The sequence below is a fragment of the uncultured Caulobacter sp. genome, from assembly GCF_937900395.1.
Classification (GTDB): domain Bacteria; phylum Pseudomonadota; class Alphaproteobacteria; order Caulobacterales; family Caulobacteraceae; genus Caulobacter.
The window spans coordinates 19,925-38,725 of record NZ_CALCDX010000241.1 but is presented as its reverse complement, the minus strand read 5'-3'; the positions used below and the strand labels follow the sequence as shown (position 1 = coordinate 38,725).

Below are 18,801 nucleotides of genomic sequence, written 5' to 3'. Positions count from 1 at the left end.
GATGAGCGTCGCCAAGATCCGCGCCGCGCTGGAGACCGCCCTGGCCGCGATGAGCCCGCCGCTCGCCACCGCCTGGGAAAACAGCGCCTACACGCCGACGGCGGGAACGCCCTATCAGCGCGTGTCGATGGCCTTCGCCGAGCCGGTCAACACCGAGTACGGCCGCGGCTTCCAGCAGGGCGGGATGTTCGTCGTTTCGCTGTGCTGGCCGCAGGGCGCGGGCGTGGCCGACATCGCCGCGCGCATCGAGCTGCTGCGCGCGGTCTTCTATCGCGGCGCGGCCTTCACCGCCGACGGCCTGACCACAAGCGTCGCCCGCACGCCTCTCATCCTGGCCGCGACGCTGGAGGGCGACCGCTACGTCACGCCCGTCCAGGTCCCGTTCCTGGCCACGATCACCAGCTGACGGCGGTCTCCGCCCGATGGGACGGGCCCTTCCGCCTCGTCTGACCCCACCCCTCCCGATCACTTTCAAGGAGCAGATCCCCATGGCTGTCGCCCAGGGCATCAACAAGAAGACCGTCTACAAGAAACAGACCGGCCTTGGCGCCGCCGCCTCCGGCGCGGGCGGCCAGGTCGTGCGTCGCACCTCGAGCGTGTTCCAGGCCCCGCCCGACACCTTCGAAAGCAACGAGATCGTCGGCCACCAGCAGTCGACCGGCGTCGGCCTGGGCGTCGTCAAGCCGGCCGGGAAGATCGACGGCCTGCTGTCGCCGGGCACCTACGCTACCCTGCTGGCCTCGCTGCTGCGCAAGGACATGACCACGGGCGTCTCGGCCACCGGCGCGACGATCAGCATCGCCGCCTCGGGCCAGAACTGGACCCTGACCCGGGCCGCCGGCTCGTACCTGACCGACGGCTTCAAGATCGGCGACGTGGTCCGCCTGACGGCTGGCGCGTTCAACGCCGCCAACACGCAGAAGAACCTCCTGATCGTCGCCCTGACGGCCACGGTCGCCACGGTGCGGGTGGTCAACGGCACGGCCCTGGCGGCCGAGACCAACATCGCCAGCGCCACGCTCGCCGTCACCGGCAAGAAGTCGCTCGTCCCCCTCAGCGGCCACACCAACGACTACTACACCTTCGAAGAGTGGTATCCCGACCTGGGCCGCTCGGAAACCTACGCCGACCAGCAGGTGGGCCAAGCCGCGCTGAACCTTCCGGCCACGGGCAACGCCACGATCAGCCTCGACACCGTAGGCCGCACCCGTACGCTGGGCGCCGCCCAGGTGCTGACCTCGCCGACCGCCGAGACCGTCACCGACATCCTGACGGCCGTGAACGGTGTGATCCTGGTCAACGGCGCACCGGTCGCCAACGTCACCGGCGTCCAGATCACCATCAACGGCAACGCCGCCCATAGCGACGCCGTGGTGGGCTCCAACGTGGTCGACGATATCCAGCGCGGCCGCCTGGCTGTCTCCGGCAGCTTCACCGCCAAGTTCGACGGCGTGACGCTGCAGACGATCTTCGACAATCGCTCGACCACGTCGCTGGTGCTGGCGATCACCGAGGACGCCACGGCCAACGCCGACTTCGTGGTCATCAACCTGCCGATGATCAAGCTGACCGGCGACACCCCCGACGATGGCGAGAAGGCGGTGATCCGGACCTATCCGTTCACCGCCCAGATCAACGGCGCGGGCGGCGCGGCCCTGGCCACCGACCCGACCATCATCGCCATCCAGGACAGCGCCGCCTAACCGGCGCGGCCCTTCTCTTTCTCCCTCCCGAAGTCCCCCCAACTCAACGGCCGGGTCGCGCCCGGCCGTCCTTTTCAAGGACAGACCCATGATCAAGACCCAGGCCGAAACCCTGTTCGACCTCAACGATCTCGACGCCGTCGCCGCCGGTGACACGCCCTTCGAGGTCGAATACGTCCGCGCCGACGGCTCGGGCTCCGGCGTGTTCCTGCTGGTGCTGGGCGGCCAGTCCGAGAAGGTCCAGGCCGAGGTCAACCGCCTCGTCAACGACCGCCGCAAGAAGCAGGCCGTGGCCGCGGCGATGACGGGCCGCGCCAATCCGGAGAAGGCCGACTTCACGCCGATCGAGGACGACATCGCCTTCGGCCACCGGCTGACCGCCGTCCGCCTGGTCGGCTGGCGCGGCATCAAGCAGGAGTGGTCGCCCGAGAACGCCTACCGCCTCGTCAGCCGCAATTCCGAGATCGCCGAGCAGGTCACCACGGCGTCGAACAACCTCGGAAATTTTATGCCGGGCAAGTCCGCGGCCTGATCGCCCACGCCCGCGAGCAGTTCGAGCTCGCCGGGCGGCAGGACGACGGCGAGCCGCTGCGGGTCCACCTCGAGAGCCTGGCGCGCCAGGGCGATCCCGAGGCGACCTGGCGGCTCGCCAATCCGCCGCCGCTGTCGCCGTACGTGGCCCACCTGTGGGCCTGGTACGCCGACCTCTGCCAGACCCGCCAGAGCGGCGGTTTTGGTCCCTCGCGCCTCTCGCGCCTGGAGATCCAGGCCTGGGAGCGCGACGAAGGCGTGCGGCTGGAGCCTTGGGAGCGCCGGGCCCTGATCGCCCTCGACGCCGAACACCTTCTGACGATGACGGCCCCCGCCAAGGGCGGCTGACCACCACCGGGCCGTTGCGCCCCCTGACGGGGCGCGCGGCCCGAACCTTTTGGGAGAGCCGTTGTGGCTGATTTCAAGCTGAAGGACCTCAAGGACCTGACGGACGGCCTTGAAGACGCCGCCGACGCCTTCGACAAAGTCAGCGACAAGACTGACGACGCCAGCAAGTCCGTCGAGATCTTCGAGCGGCGTATCCGTGATCTGTTGGCCAAGTCGGATCCGACCGTCAGATTCCTCAAGGACGTCGGTGAGCAACTTTCGCGTCAAACCGACCTCATGCGGCAAGCCGTCAAGGCTGCTGACGATCTGGCGCGCGCCTACGATCGGCTCAGTAAAGCCGCGCCGACCGGCAAACGGCCATACGGTCCCCAGCCCACCGCCGCCAGTACGTCGGCTCCCTCGCCGAAGAACGAAGTTTCCGAGGAGCCGAAGACGCGGAGCAACAAGAGCGCCGTCGGCGGACTGACCAAGAAGGAGACGGAGGCGCTTAGCGGTTCGACGGTCGAAGCGATCAGCGCCCTGGCCAGCGGCGAGGAGCCGTTGAAGGTCATGCTTGGCCTGGGCAAGGACGTCGCGAAGATGTTCCACGAGGCCTCGCTCGAGGGCGTCGGCTTCGGAACGGAACTGAAGCGGTTGGGCGTCAGCACGGGCGTCATCAAGATTGTCGCCAAGGAGGCCGGAGCCGCACGCGCCGGCTTCTCCATGCTTGCGGCCGGCGCGGGGGAAGCGGCGGCGGCCACGGCCGCGATCGGGGAGGGCGCTGTCGCAGGCGCAGCCGAACTGGCTCTGCTGACGCCGTTCGGCGCGGTTCTGGCCGGTGTCGCGGTCGCCGCCGTCGGCATCGGCGCGGCCTTCGCGGTCACGGCGCAGCAGATCGGCAAGTCCGTCGGTGAGAACCTCGATCACCTGCATCTGACCGAAGAGCAGCTGGCGCGCGTGAAGGACAAGGGCGTCACCATGGGTGACGTGCTCATGGGCGTCTGGAAAACTGTCTCGGATGCGATGACAGCGGCCTTCGGGCCGGCGTTGGAGAGCATCGGCCAGTGGTTTGGCAAGCTCTATCAAGACGCCGTGGACGGGGTCGTCTCTTTCGTCCGTAGCAGCTTCCAAGCGGTCGGCGCCTTCGTCGGCGGGATGAAGGCGGCGTTCACGGCTCTGCCGCCGGCCATCGCCGACCTTGTGTTCAGCGCCGTCAACCTGGCCGCCGAAGGTCTTGAGAAGCTCGCAAACGGCGCGATTGATATCGTCAACAATCTCATCCGCATGGCCAACCAGGCGGCCGCCAAGTTTGGCGTTCCGATCCAGCTGCCCGAGCTCGACACGGTGTCGATCGGCCGCCTGGAAAACAAGTATGCTGGCGCGGCGGCTAATCTCGGCAAGGCGATGGCTAAGGGCGCCGCTGACGGCGCAGCGGCCGGTGGCGCGGCCTTCGATGGCTTGGCCAAGTCATTCATCGCCAATGTCGTGGAGGCGCGCGACGAACGCGTTGTGAAGGAGGCTGGCAAGGCCACCGAGATCGCCAAGTCAGCTTGCGACTGCCCGACGTCCGTCAAGAATGTCACCAGCAACACGACGAATGTGAGCCGCCGCGGCGGCGATGCGACCGAGAAGGTCGGGTCCTTCGGGCGCGCCGAACCCAGTGTTCGGGATGCGCGAGAGATCGAACTTCCCGAAAGCCTCCAAGCGTATAAGCCGGAAGACCCAGGTCAGCTCAACAAGATCCCCGTCGTTGAAAAGCTGACTCCGGAACTGGACACGCTGATCGAGAAGTTCGAGGCGATCGGCAAACTCTCGACCGACATGGGCGCGCAGCTTGAAGCCGCCTTTGGAAAGCCCGGGAAAGCCTTGGCGACGCTCACGACCAGCGTTGCGGCTTACGGCGCGAGCATGGCCGACATTAAGCGGCAGTTGGAAAAAGGGGACATCACCGAGGCGCAGGCGACCGAGAAGCGCGTCGAAACGACGATCAAGAGCTACGGAGCCATGGCCGGCGCCGCCAAGGGGTTCTTCAAGGAGAACTCCGAGGGCTACAAGGCCATGCAGGTCGCCGAGATCGCATTCCACACGATCGAGACGCTGAACACCATCAAGTCGATGGCGCTCCATGGCGCGGAGACCGCGAGCGCGGTCTCGGGCGAGGCCGCCAAACAGGCTGCGTTCAGCGCCACCGCCTACGCCAAGACGCTCAGCAGCCTGCCGTTCCCGTTCAACCTCCTCGCCGGCGCGGCGGTGCTCGCGGCCTTGGTCCAGGTCGGCGCGGCGATGAAGGGCAAGCCGAGCGGCGGCTCCGTCCCTGGCGCCAACGACATGAAGACCCGCCAGGACGCCCAGGGCGCGGGCTCGGTCCTCGGCGACTCCAAGGGCAAGTCCGAGAGCCTGGAAAAGGCCCTGACCCACGCCCAGGCCTACGAGAACAAGGACCTGGAATACGGTAACGCCATGGTCCGATCGCTGAAGTCGATCGACGACCAGATCGGCGCCGTGGCCGCCGCCCTGGCGCGCTCGTTCGGGGCTGGCGGCATGCTGAGCGCCGAGGGGCTGAACCTCGGTAAGTCCGGGACGGCGGCGTCGCTGTCGAACCTGGGCTTTGGCAAGACGACGACCCGCACGCTGCAGGACCAGGGGATCGAATTCAACGCCGCCAGCCTCGCCGACATCGTCGCCGGGGGCCTGTCTGGTTCGACCTATCAGCAGGTGCTGGAGACCACCAAGAAGAAGGCCTTCGGGATCACCACCTCAAGCAAGAGCAAGGTGATCACGGAGACCGGATCGCTGGACGCGGACTTCCTCGACCAGGTCGGCAAGCTGATCGGTTCGTTGGGCAAGGGCGTGGCCGACGCGGCCAAGGCGCTGGGCGCGACCGACGTCGAAGGTCTGCTCGCGAGCTTCAAGGTCGATCTGGGCAAGCTGTCGTTCAAGGACATGACCGGGACCCAGATCGAAGAGGCGCTGAACGCCGTCTTCGGCAAGCTGGGCGACGATATGGCCAAGGCGGCGGTCCCCGCGATCGCCCAGTTCCAGAAGGTGGGCGAGGGGGCCTTCGAGACCCTCGTCCGGGTGGCGCGTCAGTACGAGGTGATCGACACGACGCTGAGGTCGGTCGGCATGACGTTCGCTACGGTCGGGATCGCCTCGCTGGAGGCTCGCGAGCGTCTGGTCGAGCTGGTTGGTGGTCTCGACACCCTGACCGATCAGGCCGCCTTCTTCGCTGAGCACTTCCTCTCCGAGGACGAGCGGCTGAAGCCGGTCAAGGACGCGGTCGCCAACAAGCTCGCCGAGCTGCAGCTGCCGACCGACCTGACGCGCGAGGGCTTCAGGGACCTGGTCCTCAAGCAGGACGTCTCCACCGAGGACGGCGCCAAGATGTACGCCGCCCTGATGGCGCTGGCGCCGGCCTTCGACAAGGTCGCCACGGCGGCGGAGAACGCCAAGGCGGCGGTCGAGGACAAGGCCAAGTCGTTGCAGGACCAGATCGACGACCTCGTCCTGTCGCCCGCCGACAAGCTGGCCAAGTCGCGGCAACGCGAGATGGAGGCCGTCAAGAAGCTGGACGCTTCGCTGGCGCCGTTCCTCGAGACGCTCTGGAAGGCGCAGGACGCGGCCGAGGCGGCGAAGCTCGCGACCGACCGGTCCAACATGTACGCCGACCTGCTGGCGGCCCAGGGGCGGACCGAGGAGGCCAAGGCCCTGAAGCGGTCGCTCGCCCTGGCGGCGATCGAGGACCCGGTCCAGAAGCAGTACCAGCAGCAGATCTGGGCCGCCGAGGACGCGGCCGCCAAGGTCGCCGAAGCGCGCAATGTGCTGACCGAGGCCTACAACCGCGAACGCGACGCCATCCAGGCGACCAAGGACAAGTTCGCGGAGCTGTCGAAGTCGTTGCGGGGCTTCAGCGCCAGCCTGTCGGCGACGATCGCCGGCTCGGATCTGGCCGGTCGCTACCGCTCGACCCGGCAGGCGTTCCTGGCGACGGCGGCCATGGCCCGTCTGGGCGATCCCGACGCCATGGGCCGGCTGCAGGCCGAGGGCGAGGCGTTCACCGCCGCGTCGCGGGACTATGTCTCGACCAGCCAGGACTATCTGCGCGACGTCGGCCTGGTCCGCTCGGCGGTGGACGAGGCGGCCGACACCGCGGACCGCCAGGCCTCGATCGCCGAGCAGCAGCTGGACGCCCTGAACAAGTCGGTTGAGGGGCTGATCCAGATCAACACCAGCGTGGTCTCGGTGCGCGACGCGATCGCGGGGCTGCAGGGCGCTCTGGCGCAGCAAGCTGCGGTCGCGGCGATGCCTATGCCCGCGCCCGTCGCGCCGAAGCCCCAGACGAGCTCCAACTGGGCCAATCCCGGCAAAACGCTAGACGGCAAATATCATTACGACGCCTTCCTGGGTAACTTGGCGGCCACTACGGCTTCACATGACCCGCAATACTATCCAGGCGGCGTCAATCCCGCGCTCACGCCAGGCACCTACGAGTATTCGATCCTGGAGACGTTTAAAGAGCGCGACCCGAACGGCTACTACGAAATCAGAAATTCTCTGGGCTTTGCCACCGGGGGCAGCTTCGAAGTCGGCGGTTCCGGTCCCCCGGACTCCAAGCTGTTCAGTCTGGCCCTGACCCCCGGCGAAGCGGTCAACGTCCGCCGCGCCGGCGACGCCGGCGACCAGCCTCTCGTCACCGAATTGCGGCGCCTGCGCGAGGAGCTCGCCGACCTGCGCGCGACCAGCGCCCGCATCGCCACCAGCAACGACAAGATGGAGCGCACCTTGACCAACGTCACCGAGGGCGGCCGCGCCATGCAGACCCAGGCGGCCGCCTGATGCGCGCGCTTCCCCCCATTTCCATCACGCCCGCCATGCTGACCAGCACCACCTGCGCCGAGCCTTCGGCGGGGGAGGCCGCCTGGAGCGCCGCCACCGCCTACAAGGGCGGGGACCGGGTCATCAGCACCAGCACCCACCGCGCCTACGAGTCGATCTCAAGCAAGACCGCGGGGGTCACCCTGGCGACGGGAACGGGTCTGGTCACCTGGGCCAACCATGGTCTGGTCGCCAATACGCCGATCACCTTTGCGACGACCGGCGCCTTGCCGTCGGGCCTGACCGCCGGAACGACCTACTATGTGCTCGCGGACACGGCGAACACCTTCAAGGTCGCCACGGCCAGCGGCGGGTCTGCGATCGCCTTCAGCGGTTCCCAGAGCGGCGTCCACACGGCGACCGTCACGACGAACCTGGGCCACGACCCGGCGAGCGACGACGGCTGGTGGATCGACATCGGCCCCACCAACCGCTGGGCGATGTTCGACCTTCTGCGCAACACCGGCACGACGACGGCCTCGCCGTTGACGGTCTCGTTGACGCCGGGCCAGCGCGTGGACTCGATCGGCGTCGTCGGCATGGTCGCCGACACCGTCAGCGTCACGGTCAGCGTGGCTGGGAACACCGTCTATACCGCCTCGGCCGACCTGCTGAAGCGGCCGACCAGCGGCTGGTACGACTACTTCTTCGGCGCGTTCCGCTACCAGCAGGAGTTCGCCCGCTTCGACCTGCCGCCCTACACCGGGGCGGTCATCACCATCACCCTGACCCGGGCCAATGGGAACGTGACCTGCGGCGGGGTCGTGGTGGGCTCGTCGGTCTATCTCGGCCGCACCCTGCACGAGGCCGAGAGCGACGCGCTGAACTTCTCGAAGATCGACCGCGACGACTTCGGGACCGCCACCCTGGTGCCGCGCCGCTCGGTGCCGCGCACTGTCCAGACCTTGCGCTGCAGGAAGTCCGACGTCGATCGGATCCTGCAGCTGCGCGACGACCTCAACGCCGTCCCGGCGCTGTGGTCGGGCCTGGACGACCAGGACAGCGGCTACTTCTCGGCCCTGCTCATCGTCGGCGTCTACAAGCGGTTCACGATCACGATGGACCAGCCCGAGGACGCCCTGATTTCCCTCGAACTCGAAGAGGTCTGATCCCGTGCCAGCCCAAATCACGGCGCTCCCCACGCCGCCCTCCACCAACGATCCGTCCAATTTCAACACCCGCGCCGACGCCTTTCTGGGGCAGATGCCGACCTTCGTGACACAGGCGAACGCCGTGGCGACGGAGGTGAACGGTCTGGCGAGCCAGGTCACCTCGGACAAGGCCGCCGCCGCCGCCTCGGCGGCGACCGCTACGACCAAGGCTTCACTGGCGGCGGATCAGGTGGGGCTCGCGGCCAATCAAGTTGCGCTGGCGGCCGGTCAGGTGACCCTCGCCGCCGGCCAGGTGAGCTTGGCGACTACCCAGGCCGGCATCGCCACGACCAAGGCTAACGACGCGGCCGCAATCTTAGCGCAGGTCCAGAACGTCGCCTCGGGCGTGTCGTTTTCCACCAAGTCGCTGACGTCCAACGCGATCGCCGTCGGGACCAAGACCTGGACCGTCGACGCCGGCGAGAGCTTCGTCGAGGGCATGCCGATCTACGCCGTGGCCAACGGTGATCCCAGCCGGTTCATGGTGGGCGTCTGCACCTCCTACGCCGGCACGACGCTGACCGTCGCCGTCACCCAGACCTCCGCGACCACGGGCACGATCAGTAACTGGAACATCAGCATCGGCGGCGTGCCGGGCGTTCCGGGCGCCGGCTTCCCGGCAGGCGGTCTGCCCGGCCAGCTGCTGCGCAAAAAGTCCGCCGTGGATTTCGACACTGAGTGGGTGCTCGACACCGCAGGCGCGCTCTTCACTTGGCAACAACAAGGGATCTGAACCATGGCCACCACGCCAAACTACGCGGCCACGCCGCTTCCGCCGGACATCGTCCAACTGACCGCCGCCAACACCAATCGCGACGGCACGGGCACGATGGTCAAGGTCGCCACGGGGACGGCCTCGGGCATCGTCACCGAGCAGCTGCGGGTCACGGCGACCGGCAATACCACCTCCGGCATGATCCGGTTCTTCCTGTCGCTGAACGGCGGCACGTCGAAGTTCTTCCTGACCGAGGCGGCGGTGCTCGGCGCCACGCCCAGCGGCACGGCGCCGGCCTTCACAACGGTCGTCGACGCGCTGACCGGGCTGACGCTGCAAGGGACGACGACCGAGCTCTACGCGGCGACCCACAACGCCGAGACCTTCAACATCATCCACCACAAGGCGGGGCTGTAAGCATGCCGATTCCAAGCAGTTCTAATCGCGGTGTACTGGGACGGATCGGGTCGGCGCAGGGAGCGGCGGGTAGCTCGGTTGCTTCAGCGACTACGACATCAGCCTTCATTACCGCCAATGCGATTCCGCCGCTGGGGTGGCTCGGCATATTCAATACCGGGCGATACTTGACGTTTCTCGATAGCGTTATCTTCACGCCACCAGTGACCGGATTCTACCGGGTCAGGGTTTTGGGCGGCGGCGGTTGCGGCGCGCTGATTAACGGCGATTATGGTCGAGCCACCGGAGGTGGTGGCGGCGGCTTCGCTATGGGGACCGTTTGGCTGACCCAGGGTCAGACCGTATCGATCACTGTTGGCAAGGGCGGTGCGCCCACGGCAACTGGTCAACTTGGTGGAGCTGGCGGGACCTCGTCGTTCGGCGCATATCTTTCCGCGACAGGCGGGGCGGGTGGATCCTGCGCGATCTCAGGAGCTCTATCAGCGGCGCTCGGAGGCATAGGTTCGGGGGGGAACCTCATCAACGCTTCCGGGGGTAAATCCGGCGCTATCGAGGCCAGTGGCGGGTACTCGGCCACAGGTGGTGGCGGAGCTGGTTCTCAATTGGGAACTGGTGGTGACGCGGGTTCGATTACGGGGAGTACTCTTAGCTACTGTGCGACTGGCGGGGGTGGGGTGGGTGGATCCGCTTCGGGAAGCATTACCCGTGGAAGCTCCGTTTACGTCACAGGGGGCGCTGGGACGGGCGGTCCCTCTTCAGGCGTACAGGGGGGCTTTGATCTGTTGTCCATCGGGGCCACCGCCGGCGCAAATGGGACTGTGAACTCGAGCAGCGCCGTATTCCGGTTTCCTGGGGACGGATTTGCGGGGGGCGGCGGCGGTCCGAGCATGCAGAACAATTTAAACGCCGGCGCTGGCGGGACGGGCGCTGGCGGTGGCGCGCTCTATGACACTAACGGCGCGACGTATTCAGGCGGCGGCGGACCATTTGGAGGAAGCGGAGCCGCCCTTGGGGTTTCTAGCTACGCGTACGTCCGAAAAGCTGGCTTTGGCGGTGGCTGCGGTGGAACCGCCGGCGTTTATGTCAGCACCGGCAACGTTCTTGGTGGCGGCGACGGCCTCGTCGTCGTGGAGTGGTAGGCGGGCCCACAGCCCAGCCTTAACCCCATGGATCTCCCCACCGTCATCGCCAAGACGTGGCCCTATGTCGTGGTGGCCGCGCCGGGGATCTATGCGGTGATCAAGGACCTCCTCGGCCGGCGGGCTCTGGCCCGCAAGGCCGAGGCGGATCTGATGCAGATGGCGCAGGACGCCGCCTCGGGGGTGATCCACACCCTGCGCGAGGAGGCCGAGCGCCTGGCCCAGCGTCTCGAACAGGTCGAGGCCGAGCTGGGCGACCTGCGCCGCGAGCATAGCCGCATGATCCTCGACAAGGACGCCCGCATCGCCCTCCTGGAGGGCGAGAAGCGCCAGCTGGAGGCCAAGGTCTCGGCTTATCGCCGGGTTCTGGCCGCTCATGGTCTGGCCGACGAGCCTTCGTCCCAGCACTTCGAAGTGGCGGCCGGCGACAAGCCGGTCGTCACCCCCGCGGCGGTCGGTTGACCGCCTAGCTCTCCCACAAGAAAGGACCCGCCCATGCCCACGCCCCCGGCGCGGGACGTTCCCGCCTGCGCGCTCGCGCTGATCAAGCGGTTCGAGGGGCTGCACGATGGCGACAAGGCGACCGCCGTGCTGGAGCCCCAGGCCGATCCGGTCGGACTCTACACCGTCGGCTGGGGCCATGCGCTGTTCGCCGCCGGCAAGCCCGTCCGCGATCGTGAAACCGCCTATCGCCTCTGGCGCGCTCGATGGCCCGCCGGCATGGTCCGGGTCGACGCCGACGCGCTGCTGGAGGCCGACGCCCAGGCCGTGTGCGACAAGGTCGTCGCGCTCTTTTCCCGCACGCCGCTGACCGACGCTCAGCTGGGGGCGATGGTCAGCCTGGCCTACAACATCGGCGTCGGCGAGGTCGGCGGCGGCCCCGACTTCGCCGACAGCAGCGTGCGCCGCAAGCTGATCGCCGGCGACATCAAGGGCGCGGCCGACGCCTTCCGCCTGTGGCGCTTCGCCGGTGGACGCGAGTTGCCGGGCCTCGTCGCCAGGCGCGAGGCCGAACGCGCCGTCTTCCTGGGCCAAGCGGCCTGATCCCCAATCCTTCACAGGAGCTTTGTGATGAAACACGTCATCGGCCCGATGGCGGGCCTCGTCCTGTCCGTCATGTTGTCCGGCTGCGCGGGCCTGGCCGCCGATCCCGTCACCCTGGCGCGCGCGGTCCAGATCCTGAACGAGGGCTGCGAGCGCACCGTCGACCTGACCCTGGACAAGGCCCAGCCCGGCGGCGGCGCGCTGAAGGTGACACGGGCTTGCCCGCCCGCCCCGGACGCCGGGCCGGCGGAGCCCAAACCCTGAACCCGCCCAAAAGAAAACCCTCGCCGGGCAGGTCCGGCGAGGGCTCAAGGCTTGGGGAAGGAATGGGACGCTAGAACTTGTAGGACAGGCCGATCAGATAGGTGCGGCCGTAGCGCTGGTAGTCGATCACCTGGCGCTGGTCGTTGTTCTGATAGGTGGTGAACGGCTCGTCGGTCAGGTTGTTGACCTGGGCCAGCACCGACAGGCCCTGCATCGGACCTTCGTTGAAGGTGTAGCCGATCTGGCTGTCGATGACGGACTCGCCCTTGACCATCCGATAGTTGCGGCCGTTGCCAAAGCCCGTGACCTCGCCCAGGAACTTGGAGCGATAGCGATCGCTGATCCGGAACGAGAAGCCGTTCTTCTCGTAGTAGACCGTCAGGTTGGCGACGGTCTTGGACAGGCCCGGGATGGTCGAGCTCTTGTCGCTGGGGTTCGGTTGGATCGAGCTGTCGGTGTAGGAGGCGCTGAAGGTTGCGCCGAAGCCGTCGAGGATCGGGGTCAGCAGCGCGCCCGGCATCGAGGCCGCGAACTCGACGCCCTTGACCGAGCCGCCCTTGCCGTTCTGCGGCGTGGTGACGAGGCCAAGGCGCGTCGCCGGCTCCGGTCCGCCACCGATCGGGAAGCCGGTGAAGTCGAAGATGACGCTCTGGTCGTAAACGTAGGTCTTCAGGTCCTTGTAGAAGGCGGCCAGCGAGACATAGGCCTGGCGGCCGAAGTACTTCTCGTACGAGACGTCATAGGAGTCGGCGCGCCAGGGCTCCAGCTCCGGATTGCCGCCCGTCCCGCTCCAGGGCGAGAAGTTGATGTTGCTGTTGCCGGCCTTGGCCTGGTCGTAGCTGAAGGTCTTGCTGGCGCGCATCTGGTCCATGCGCGGGCGGGCCAGGGTGCGGGCGATGGCGAAGCGCAGGCTCTGCTCGGCCGGCAGGGCGAAGCGCAGGTTCACGCTGGGCAGGAAGTCGACATATTTCTTGCCGCCCGACAGGTTGGCGCGGGTCACGCCGCTGCCGGTGCCGCTGGCGCCCAGGGCGGTCGAGCCCTGGTCGGTGTGGACGATCTGGAAGCCGAAGTTGCCGGTCACCGGCACGCCGCCCAGGTCGGCGTCGATATTGGCTTTCAGGTAGCCGATCGCGACCTTCTCCTCGACGTCCCAGCTCTTGACCAGCACGTCGGCGTTCGGGTTGCGGACCAGGTCATAGGCGCCCGAGCGGATCAGGGCGAACGGGTCGTAGCTGATCACATTGCCGAGGCCAATGAAGCCCAGCGAGGTGTTGCCGACGATGGCGGAGGAGGGAATGGCGACGCTGGCCGGCGAACCCTTGGCGCGCAGGAACCACTCGTCGTTCACCAGGCCCTTGGTGCGCTCGCTGTAGCTGGCGCCCAACTCGACGCTCGAGAGGCCGCTATCCAGGTCGCGTGTGATCGAGAAGCGGCCGGTCTTCAGCTCGTCCTCGATGGTCGGCTGGTTCAGATAGCCGTCCTGGCCGCCGGTGATGATGTCGCCGCCCCAGCCTTGCGGGCTGGTCAGCTTGATCTGGCCCGCGTCAGCGTAGTTCAGGGTCGAGGTGAAGATCGCCTTGCCGTCGCCGTCCATCATGAAGGTCATGTTGTCGGTGGCGCCGACGCCGGCGCGACCCGTGCCCGAATAGGACTCGACGACCTGGTCGGTGCGCTCGACCTTGGACCAGGAGAGGTCGGTGACCAGGGTCCAGGCGTCGCCCATCTCCCACTTGTTGTTCCAGCCCAGCGACTTGATCGTCGCGTCTCGGTCGTTGCCGTCGTTGCGGACCACGCCCTTGACGCCGTTGAAGGCGCCGCCGACGACCATGCCGTTCGAGACCTTCGAATTGGTCAGCGGAATGCCGCCCCAGACCAGAGGCAGCTCGACGCCGCGCTGGATCTGGTGGTTGTTGAACTCCGAATAGAAGACGTCCAGCGACGAGGTGAAGCGATCGGTCGGCGCGAACTCGACCACGCCCATAAAGCCGTCGCGCTTGAGCATGCTGGACTGCACGTAGGGCTTGGCGCCGCCGATCACCAGATTGCCGGAAGCGTCGGTGGGATAGCCCCACGAATTCCAGCGCTCGGCCTGATAGGGCGACTCCATGTGGGCGTAGCCCAGCGCCAGGCCCAGCTTACCGTCCATGAACTGGTCGATGTACGAGATGCTGAGGCGGTTGCCGTGCGACTTGGTCCCGGCGTTCAGGGCGCCGATGTCATTCCACTCGTAGCGGGCGCCGACGGCCAGGGCGCGCTTGCCGAAGGCCAGCGGGCGCACGGTGCGCATGTCGGCGGTGCCAGCCAGGCCCTGGCCGATCAGGCCGGCGTCGGGGGTCTTGTAGACCACGACCGCGCTCAGCAGTTCCGAGGGGTACTGGTCGAACTCGACCCCGCGGTTGTCGCCGGTCGAGACCTGCTCGCGGCCGTTCAAGAGGGCGGTCGTGAAGTCGGGCGCCAGGCCCCGGATCGAGATGACCTGGCCGCGGCCATCCAGGCGCTGGGCGGTCAGACCGGGAAGACGCGCGATCGACTCGGCGATCGACATGTCGGGCAGCTTGCCGATGTCCTCGGCCGAGACGGCTTCGACGATCGAGGTCGAGCTCTTCTTCAGCGAGATGGCGCCTTCGATGCCGCGGCGGATGCCGGTGACGACGACTTCCTCGACCTGGGCGTTGTCCTGTTGCGCGGGGGCGGCGGTCTGCGCCTGGGCCGAACCGGCCAGCGCGAAGGTCAGCGCCAGGCCCGTGGCTCCGCCGGTCATCAGCCAGGCGCGGCGGCGCGAAATTGCAGTGCTCATGAGTCTCACCCTCCCTGTCCGGCTCTGCGCTTTGATGGTGCGGCGGGCCGTTGGTGAAAATTACTGCAAATTAATCCGCTGTAATCAACCCAAAAAAGTGCAAACGGTCGCTGGAAGGTCGCGCGATGTCGCTTGCTAGCGGCGATATGTGGCTTCTTTGTCCCACTTATCGCTGCGTACCCTGGTGGAAAATCGCTGCAAATCGGCCTGACAACCCGGATTGACACGGCTGGCTCGTCCCTGCAAATTCTTGCAAAGAATTGCAATGACGGTCCGGCGCTAACCGGGCGCGGGGAGGGAGCGATGTCGATCATGACGCCTTGGCGACGCGCGCTGCTGGCCGCCCTGAGCTTGAGCGCCCTGGCGGCCTCCGCCTTCGCCGCGCCGGCGACCTACCTGCAGCGCAAGCCGCAGGACGAGGTGATCTACTTCCTGCTGCCCGACCGCTTCGAGAACGGCGACTCGACCAACGACCATGGCGGCCCTGACGGGGGGGCTTTGGTCGACGGCTTCGATCCGACGCGCGCCGGCTTCTATCACGGCGGCGACCTCAAGGGCGTCACCCGCCGGCTGGACTACATCCAGGGCTTGGGGGCGACGGCGATCTGGCTGGCGCCGATCTTCACGAACAAGGCGGTGCAGGGCGCGCCGGGCCACGAGTCCGCGGCCCATCACGGCTACTGGATCACCGACTTCACCGACGTCGATCCGCATTTCGGGACCAAGGCCGACTTCAAGGCGCTGGTCGACGCCGCCCACGCCCGGGGCCTGAAAGTCTATATGGACATCGTCGTGAACCACACGGCCGACGTGATCCAGTATCGCGAATGCCCGGACGGTCACTGCCCCTATCGGAGCGTCGCCGATTATCCCTACGCGCGGAAGGGTGGGACGGCGGGGCCAGCGATCAACGCCGGCTTCGACGGCAAGGACTTCAGCAAACTGATGCGGCCGGACTGGGCCTATTCGCCCTATGTTCCGGCGGGCCAGGAGCACGCCAAGAAGCCCGAGTGGCTGAACGATCCGATCTACTACCATAACCGGGGCGAGAGCAGGTTCGCGGGCGAGAGCTCTCTGCTGGGTGACTTCGCCACCCTGGACGACGTCTTCACCGAGAACCCGCGCGTCGTGCGGGGCTTCATCGAGGTCTACGGGCGCTGGATCGACGACTTCGGGATCGATGGCTTCCGCATCGACACCGCCCGCCATGTGGACCCGGCGTTCTGGCAAGCCTTCGTCCCGGCCATGCTGGCGCGGGCCAAGGCGAGGGGGATCCCGAACTTCCACATCTTCGGCGAGGTTTTCGACCCGGATCCCGCGATCCTGGCCAGCCATACGCGGGTCGACAGGCTGCCGGCGGTGCTGGACTTCGCCTTCCAGGCGGCGGTCACCGACGTCGTCACGGGGAAGGCCGGTCCTGAGAGACTGGCGCGGGTCTTCGCGGCGGACTCCGTCTATGAAGGCGGCGAGGCGGCCGCGCGCCAACTGCCGACCTTCCTGGGCAACCACGACATGGGCCGCATCGGCTGGTTCCTGACGAAGGCCCGCCCCGGGATCGGCGACGAGGAGCTGCTGGCCCGCGCGACCCTGGCCAACGCCATTCTGCTGACTGCCCGCGGCGTCCCGACGATCTATTACGGCGACGAGCAGGGCTTCACCGGCGACGGCGACTACGCCGACTCCCGCGAGGACATGTTTCCGAGCCAGGTCGCCAGCTACAACGACAACCGCCTGATCGGCGTCTCCGAAAAGGGGCCGCGATCGGCCTTCGATCCGCAAAGCGTGCTCTACCGCCGCATCGCCGAGCTGGCTCGTCTGCGAACCGCGACGCCGGCCCTGCGCGACGGGCGCCAGGTGACGCGCATCGCCGACCAGCAGCCCGGCCTTTTCGCCTTTTCCCGGCTGCTGGCCGGGACCGAGGTTCTGGCTGTCTTCAACACCGGCGACAAGCCGATCAAGACGAACGTGCCGGTCGAGGCCGGTTCGGCGTCGTGGCGGACGCTTCATGGCGCCTGTTCGCCCAGCGCCGCCGCGCCAGGCAGCTATTCCATCGAGCTCGCGCCGCTCGACTACATGCTATGCGTTTCCGAGGGACGACCGTGACCGTTGAAGTTCTTGCCAAGCCCCGTGCGGAGACGTTGATGAGCGAGTGGTGGCGCGGGGCGGTGATCTACCAGGTCTATCCGCGCAGCTTCGCCGACTCGAACGGCGACGGCGTCGGCGACCTGCCGGGGATCACCGATCGCCTCGAGCACATCGCCTCTCTCGGCGTCGAGGGCGTGTGGCTGTCGCCGTTCTTCAAGTCGCCGATGAAGGACTTCGGCTACGACGTCTCGGACTATCGCGACGTTGATCCGATCTTCGGGACCCTGGCCGACTTCGACGCCCTGATCGCCAAGGCCCATGCGCTGGACCTGAAGATCATTATCGACCTGGTCTTCTCGCACACCTCGGAAGAGCATCCCTGGTTCGCCGAGAGCCGGCAGGATCGGACCAACGCCAAGGCCGACTGGTTCGTCTGGGCCGACGCCAAGCCCGACGGCAGCCCGCCCAGCAACTGGCAGTCGGTGTTCGGCGGCCCGGCCTGGACCTGGGACGCTCGCCGCGGCCAGTACTACATGCACAACTTCCTCAGCAGCCAGCCGCAGCTGAACCTGCACAATCCGGCGGTCCAGGACGCCTTGCTGGCCGTCACCCAGTTCTGGATCGACAAGGGCGTGGACGGCTTCCGCTTCGACGCCATCAATTTCTCGATGCACGACCCGGCGCTGACCGACAATCCGCCCCTGCCGCCGGGCGGCAAGCGGACGCGGCCGTTCGACTTCCAGGACAAGATCCACAACCAGAGCCACGCCGACATCCCGAAGTTCCTGTCGCGCATCCGGGCGCTGACCGACGCGGCGGGCGGGCGCTTCTCGGTGGCCGAGGTGGGCGGCGACCACGCCGACCGCGAGATGAAGCTGTTCACGGCCGGAAACGACCGGCTGAACAGCGCCTATGGCTTCCTCTATCTCTACGCCGACAAGCTGACCGGCGACATGATCCCGCAGGGCGCGGCCATGTGGCCGGGCGCGGATGGGGAAGGCTGGCCGTCCTGGACCTTCTCCAACCACGACGCGCCGCGCGCGGTGTCGCGCTGGGCCGAAGGGCGCGATCGCAAGGCCTTCGCCGAGATGTGCCTGCTGCTGCTGATGGGCCTGCGCGGCAACGTCTTCGTCTATCAGGGCGAGGAACTGGGCCTGCCCCAGGCCAACGTCCCGTTCGAACGGTTGCAGGACCCCGAGGCCATCGCCAACTGGCCCCAGACCCTGGGGCGCGACGGCGCCCGCACCCCCATGCCCTGGCGCGCCCATGCGCTGAACGCCGGCTTCTCGGCCGTCGAGCCGTGGCTGCCGGTCGATCCCGAGCACATGGCGCTGGCCGTCGATGCGCAGGAGGCGGATCCGAACTCGACCCTGCATGTCGCCCGCCGCCTGATCGCCTTGCGCCGCAGCCACTCCGCGCTGCGCACCGGCGCGATCACATTTCTCGACACCAACAGCCCGCTGCTGATCTTCCAGCGCGGGGAGGGGGAGGACGCGCTGCTCCTGGCCTTCAACCTGGGTCACGAGCCGGTCGGCTGGTCGTTGCCCGACGGCTGGACCTTGCTCGACGGCGTCAACCTGGGCGCCGAGGGCGAGATGCCTGTCTGCGCGGGGCTGATCGCGCGGCGGGGGTAGGGGCGCTTTTAGCTCAACAATCCCGCCTTCCTGGGCCTTGTGCCCAGGACCCAGCGTTCCGCTCGCGTTGAGGTGGGTTGCACTCGACCGCGCTGGCGGCGCCCGGTCGGTGGGGCGCA

The 18,801-nt window shown here is 67.5% G+C and carries 15 protein-coding genes; 14 read left to right on the top strand and 1 reads right to left on the bottom strand.

Annotated features, from left to right (window positions below; genetic code table 11):
• The first annotated feature begins 1 nt into the window (after position 1).
• The 12 genes from Q0379_RS22150 (at position 2) to Q0379_RS22100 (ending at position 12,166) form a co-directional block, all read left to right on the top strand.
• A complete protein-coding gene (locus Q0379_RS22150; protein ID WP_299016826.1) occupies positions 2 to 406 on the top strand; it encodes a phage tail terminator-like protein in 405 nt (134 codons plus the stop codon).
• 82 nt (positions 407 to 488) lie between these two features.
• Complete coding sequence (locus Q0379_RS22145; RefSeq protein WP_299016824.1) at positions 489 to 1,703, top strand: phage tail tube protein; 1,215 nt, start codon at positions 489 to 491, stop codon at positions 1,701 to 1,703.
• An 88-nt stretch (positions 1,704 to 1,791) separates the two neighbouring features.
• On the top strand, positions 1,792 to 2,235 hold the full coding sequence (locus tag Q0379_RS22140; protein WP_299016822.1) for a hypothetical protein: 444 nt from the start codon (positions 1,792 to 1,794) through the stop codon (positions 2,233 to 2,235).
• Positions 2,121 to 2,582, top strand: coding sequence for a hypothetical protein (locus tag Q0379_RS22135; protein WP_299016820.1), 462 nt, complete (start codon positions 2,121 to 2,123; stop codon positions 2,580 to 2,582). The genes Q0379_RS22140 and Q0379_RS22135 overlap by 115 nt, the downstream gene beginning before the upstream one ends.
• A gap of 63 nt (positions 2,583 to 2,645) precedes the next feature.
• Complete coding sequence (locus Q0379_RS22130) at positions 2,646 to 7,397, top strand: hypothetical protein (RefSeq protein ID WP_299016818.1); 4,752 nt, start codon at positions 2,646 to 2,648, stop codon at positions 7,395 to 7,397.
• Positions 7,397 to 8,545, top strand: a complete 1,149-nt coding sequence (locus Q0379_RS22125; RefSeq protein WP_299016816.1) for a hypothetical protein — start codon at positions 7,397 to 7,399, stop codon at positions 8,543 to 8,545. The genes Q0379_RS22130 and Q0379_RS22125 overlap by 1 nt, the downstream gene beginning before the upstream one ends.
• A 4-nt stretch (positions 8,546 to 8,549) precedes the next feature.
• Positions 8,550 to 9,320 (top strand): hypothetical protein, encoded by a 771-nt coding sequence (locus Q0379_RS22120; RefSeq protein ID WP_299016813.1) that lies wholly within the window; start codon positions 8,550 to 8,552, stop codon positions 9,318 to 9,320.
• A 3-nt stretch (positions 9,321 to 9,323) separates the two neighbouring features.
• Complete coding sequence (locus Q0379_RS22115; RefSeq protein WP_299016810.1) at positions 9,324 to 9,719, top strand: hypothetical protein; 396 nt, start codon at positions 9,324 to 9,326, stop codon at positions 9,717 to 9,719.
• Positions 9,720 to 9,721: 2 nt separating this feature from the next.
• A complete protein-coding gene (locus Q0379_RS24335) occupies positions 9,722 to 10,858 on the top strand; it encodes a hypothetical protein (protein ID WP_366519344.1) in 1,137 nt (378 codons plus the stop codon).
• A gap of 27 nt (positions 10,859 to 10,885) precedes the next feature.
• Positions 10,886 to 11,320 (top strand): hypothetical protein, encoded by a 435-nt coding sequence (locus tag Q0379_RS22110; RefSeq protein WP_299016808.1) that lies wholly within the window; start codon positions 10,886 to 10,888, stop codon positions 11,318 to 11,320.
• Between the two features lie 33 nt (positions 11,321 to 11,353).
• Complete coding sequence (locus Q0379_RS22105) at positions 11,354 to 11,902, top strand: lysozyme (RefSeq protein WP_299016806.1); 549 nt, start codon at positions 11,354 to 11,356, stop codon at positions 11,900 to 11,902.
• A 27-nt stretch (positions 11,903 to 11,929) separates the two neighbouring features.
• Positions 11,930 to 12,166: a hypothetical protein gene (locus tag Q0379_RS22100; protein ID WP_299016804.1), complete on the top strand. Its 237-nt coding sequence runs from the start codon at positions 11,930 to 11,932 to the stop codon at positions 12,164 to 12,166.
• Positions 12,167 to 12,236: 70 nt separating this feature from the next.
• Here the strand turns inward: Q0379_RS22100 and Q0379_RS22095 are convergent, their stop codons facing one another.
• Positions 12,237 to 14,963, bottom strand: a complete 2,727-nt coding sequence (locus Q0379_RS22095) for a TonB-dependent receptor (protein WP_299016801.1) — start codon at positions 14,961 to 14,963, stop codon at positions 12,237 to 12,239.
• Between the two features lie 303 nt (positions 14,964 to 15,266).
• On the opposite strand from Q0379_RS22095, the gene Q0379_RS22090 reads away from it, so the two are divergent.
• Positions 15,267 to 17,066 (top strand): alpha-amylase family glycosyl hydrolase, encoded by a 1,800-nt coding sequence (locus tag Q0379_RS22090; RefSeq protein WP_299016799.1) that lies wholly within the window; start codon positions 15,267 to 15,269, stop codon positions 17,064 to 17,066.
• Positions 17,042 to 18,682: an alpha-amylase family glycosyl hydrolase gene (locus tag Q0379_RS22085; RefSeq protein WP_299016796.1), complete on the top strand. Its 1,641-nt coding sequence runs from the start codon at positions 17,042 to 17,044 to the stop codon at positions 18,680 to 18,682. Before Q0379_RS22090 ends, Q0379_RS22085 begins: the two co-directional genes overlap by 25 nt.
• Positions 18,683 to 18,801 lie beyond the last annotated feature (119 nt).

Coding starts and splice junctions, on each gene's coding strand:
- Q0379_RS22115 (WP_299016810.1), top strand. CDS start 9,324: ATGGCCACCACGCCAAACTACGCGGCCACGCCGCTTCCGCCGGACATC.
- Q0379_RS22110 (WP_299016808.1), top strand. CDS start 10,886: ATGGATCTCCCCACCGTCATCGCCAAGACGTGGCCCTATGTCGTGGTG.
- Q0379_RS22150 (WP_299016826.1), top strand. CDS start 2: ATGAGCGTCGCCAAGATCCGCGCCGCGCTGGAGACCGCCCTGGCCGCG.
- Q0379_RS22125 (WP_299016816.1), top strand. CDS start 7,397: ATGCGCGCGCTTCCCCCCATTTCCATCACGCCCGCCATGCTGACCAGC.
- Q0379_RS22140 (WP_299016822.1), top strand. CDS start 1,792: ATGATCAAGACCCAGGCCGAAACCCTGTTCGACCTCAACGATCTCGAC.
- Q0379_RS22085 (WP_299016796.1), top strand. CDS start 17,042: ATGCGTTTCCGAGGGACGACCGTGACCGTTGAAGTTCTTGCCAAGCCC.
- Q0379_RS22100 (WP_299016804.1), top strand. CDS start 11,930: ATGAAACACGTCATCGGCCCGATGGCGGGCCTCGTCCTGTCCGTCATG.
- Q0379_RS24335 (WP_366519344.1), top strand. CDS start 9,722: ATGCCGATTCCAAGCAGTTCTAATCGCGGTGTACTGGGACGGATCGGG.
- Q0379_RS22105 (WP_299016806.1), top strand. CDS start 11,354: ATGCCCACGCCCCCGGCGCGGGACGTTCCCGCCTGCGCGCTCGCGCTG.
- Q0379_RS22145 (WP_299016824.1), top strand. CDS start 489: ATGGCTGTCGCCCAGGGCATCAACAAGAAGACCGTCTACAAGAAACAG.
- Q0379_RS22095 (WP_299016801.1), bottom strand. CDS start 14,963: ATGAGCACTGCAATTTCGCGCCGCCGCGCCTGGCTGATGACCGGCGGA.
- Q0379_RS22090 (WP_299016799.1), top strand. CDS start 15,267: ATGTCGATCATGACGCCTTGGCGACGCGCGCTGCTGGCCGCCCTGAGC.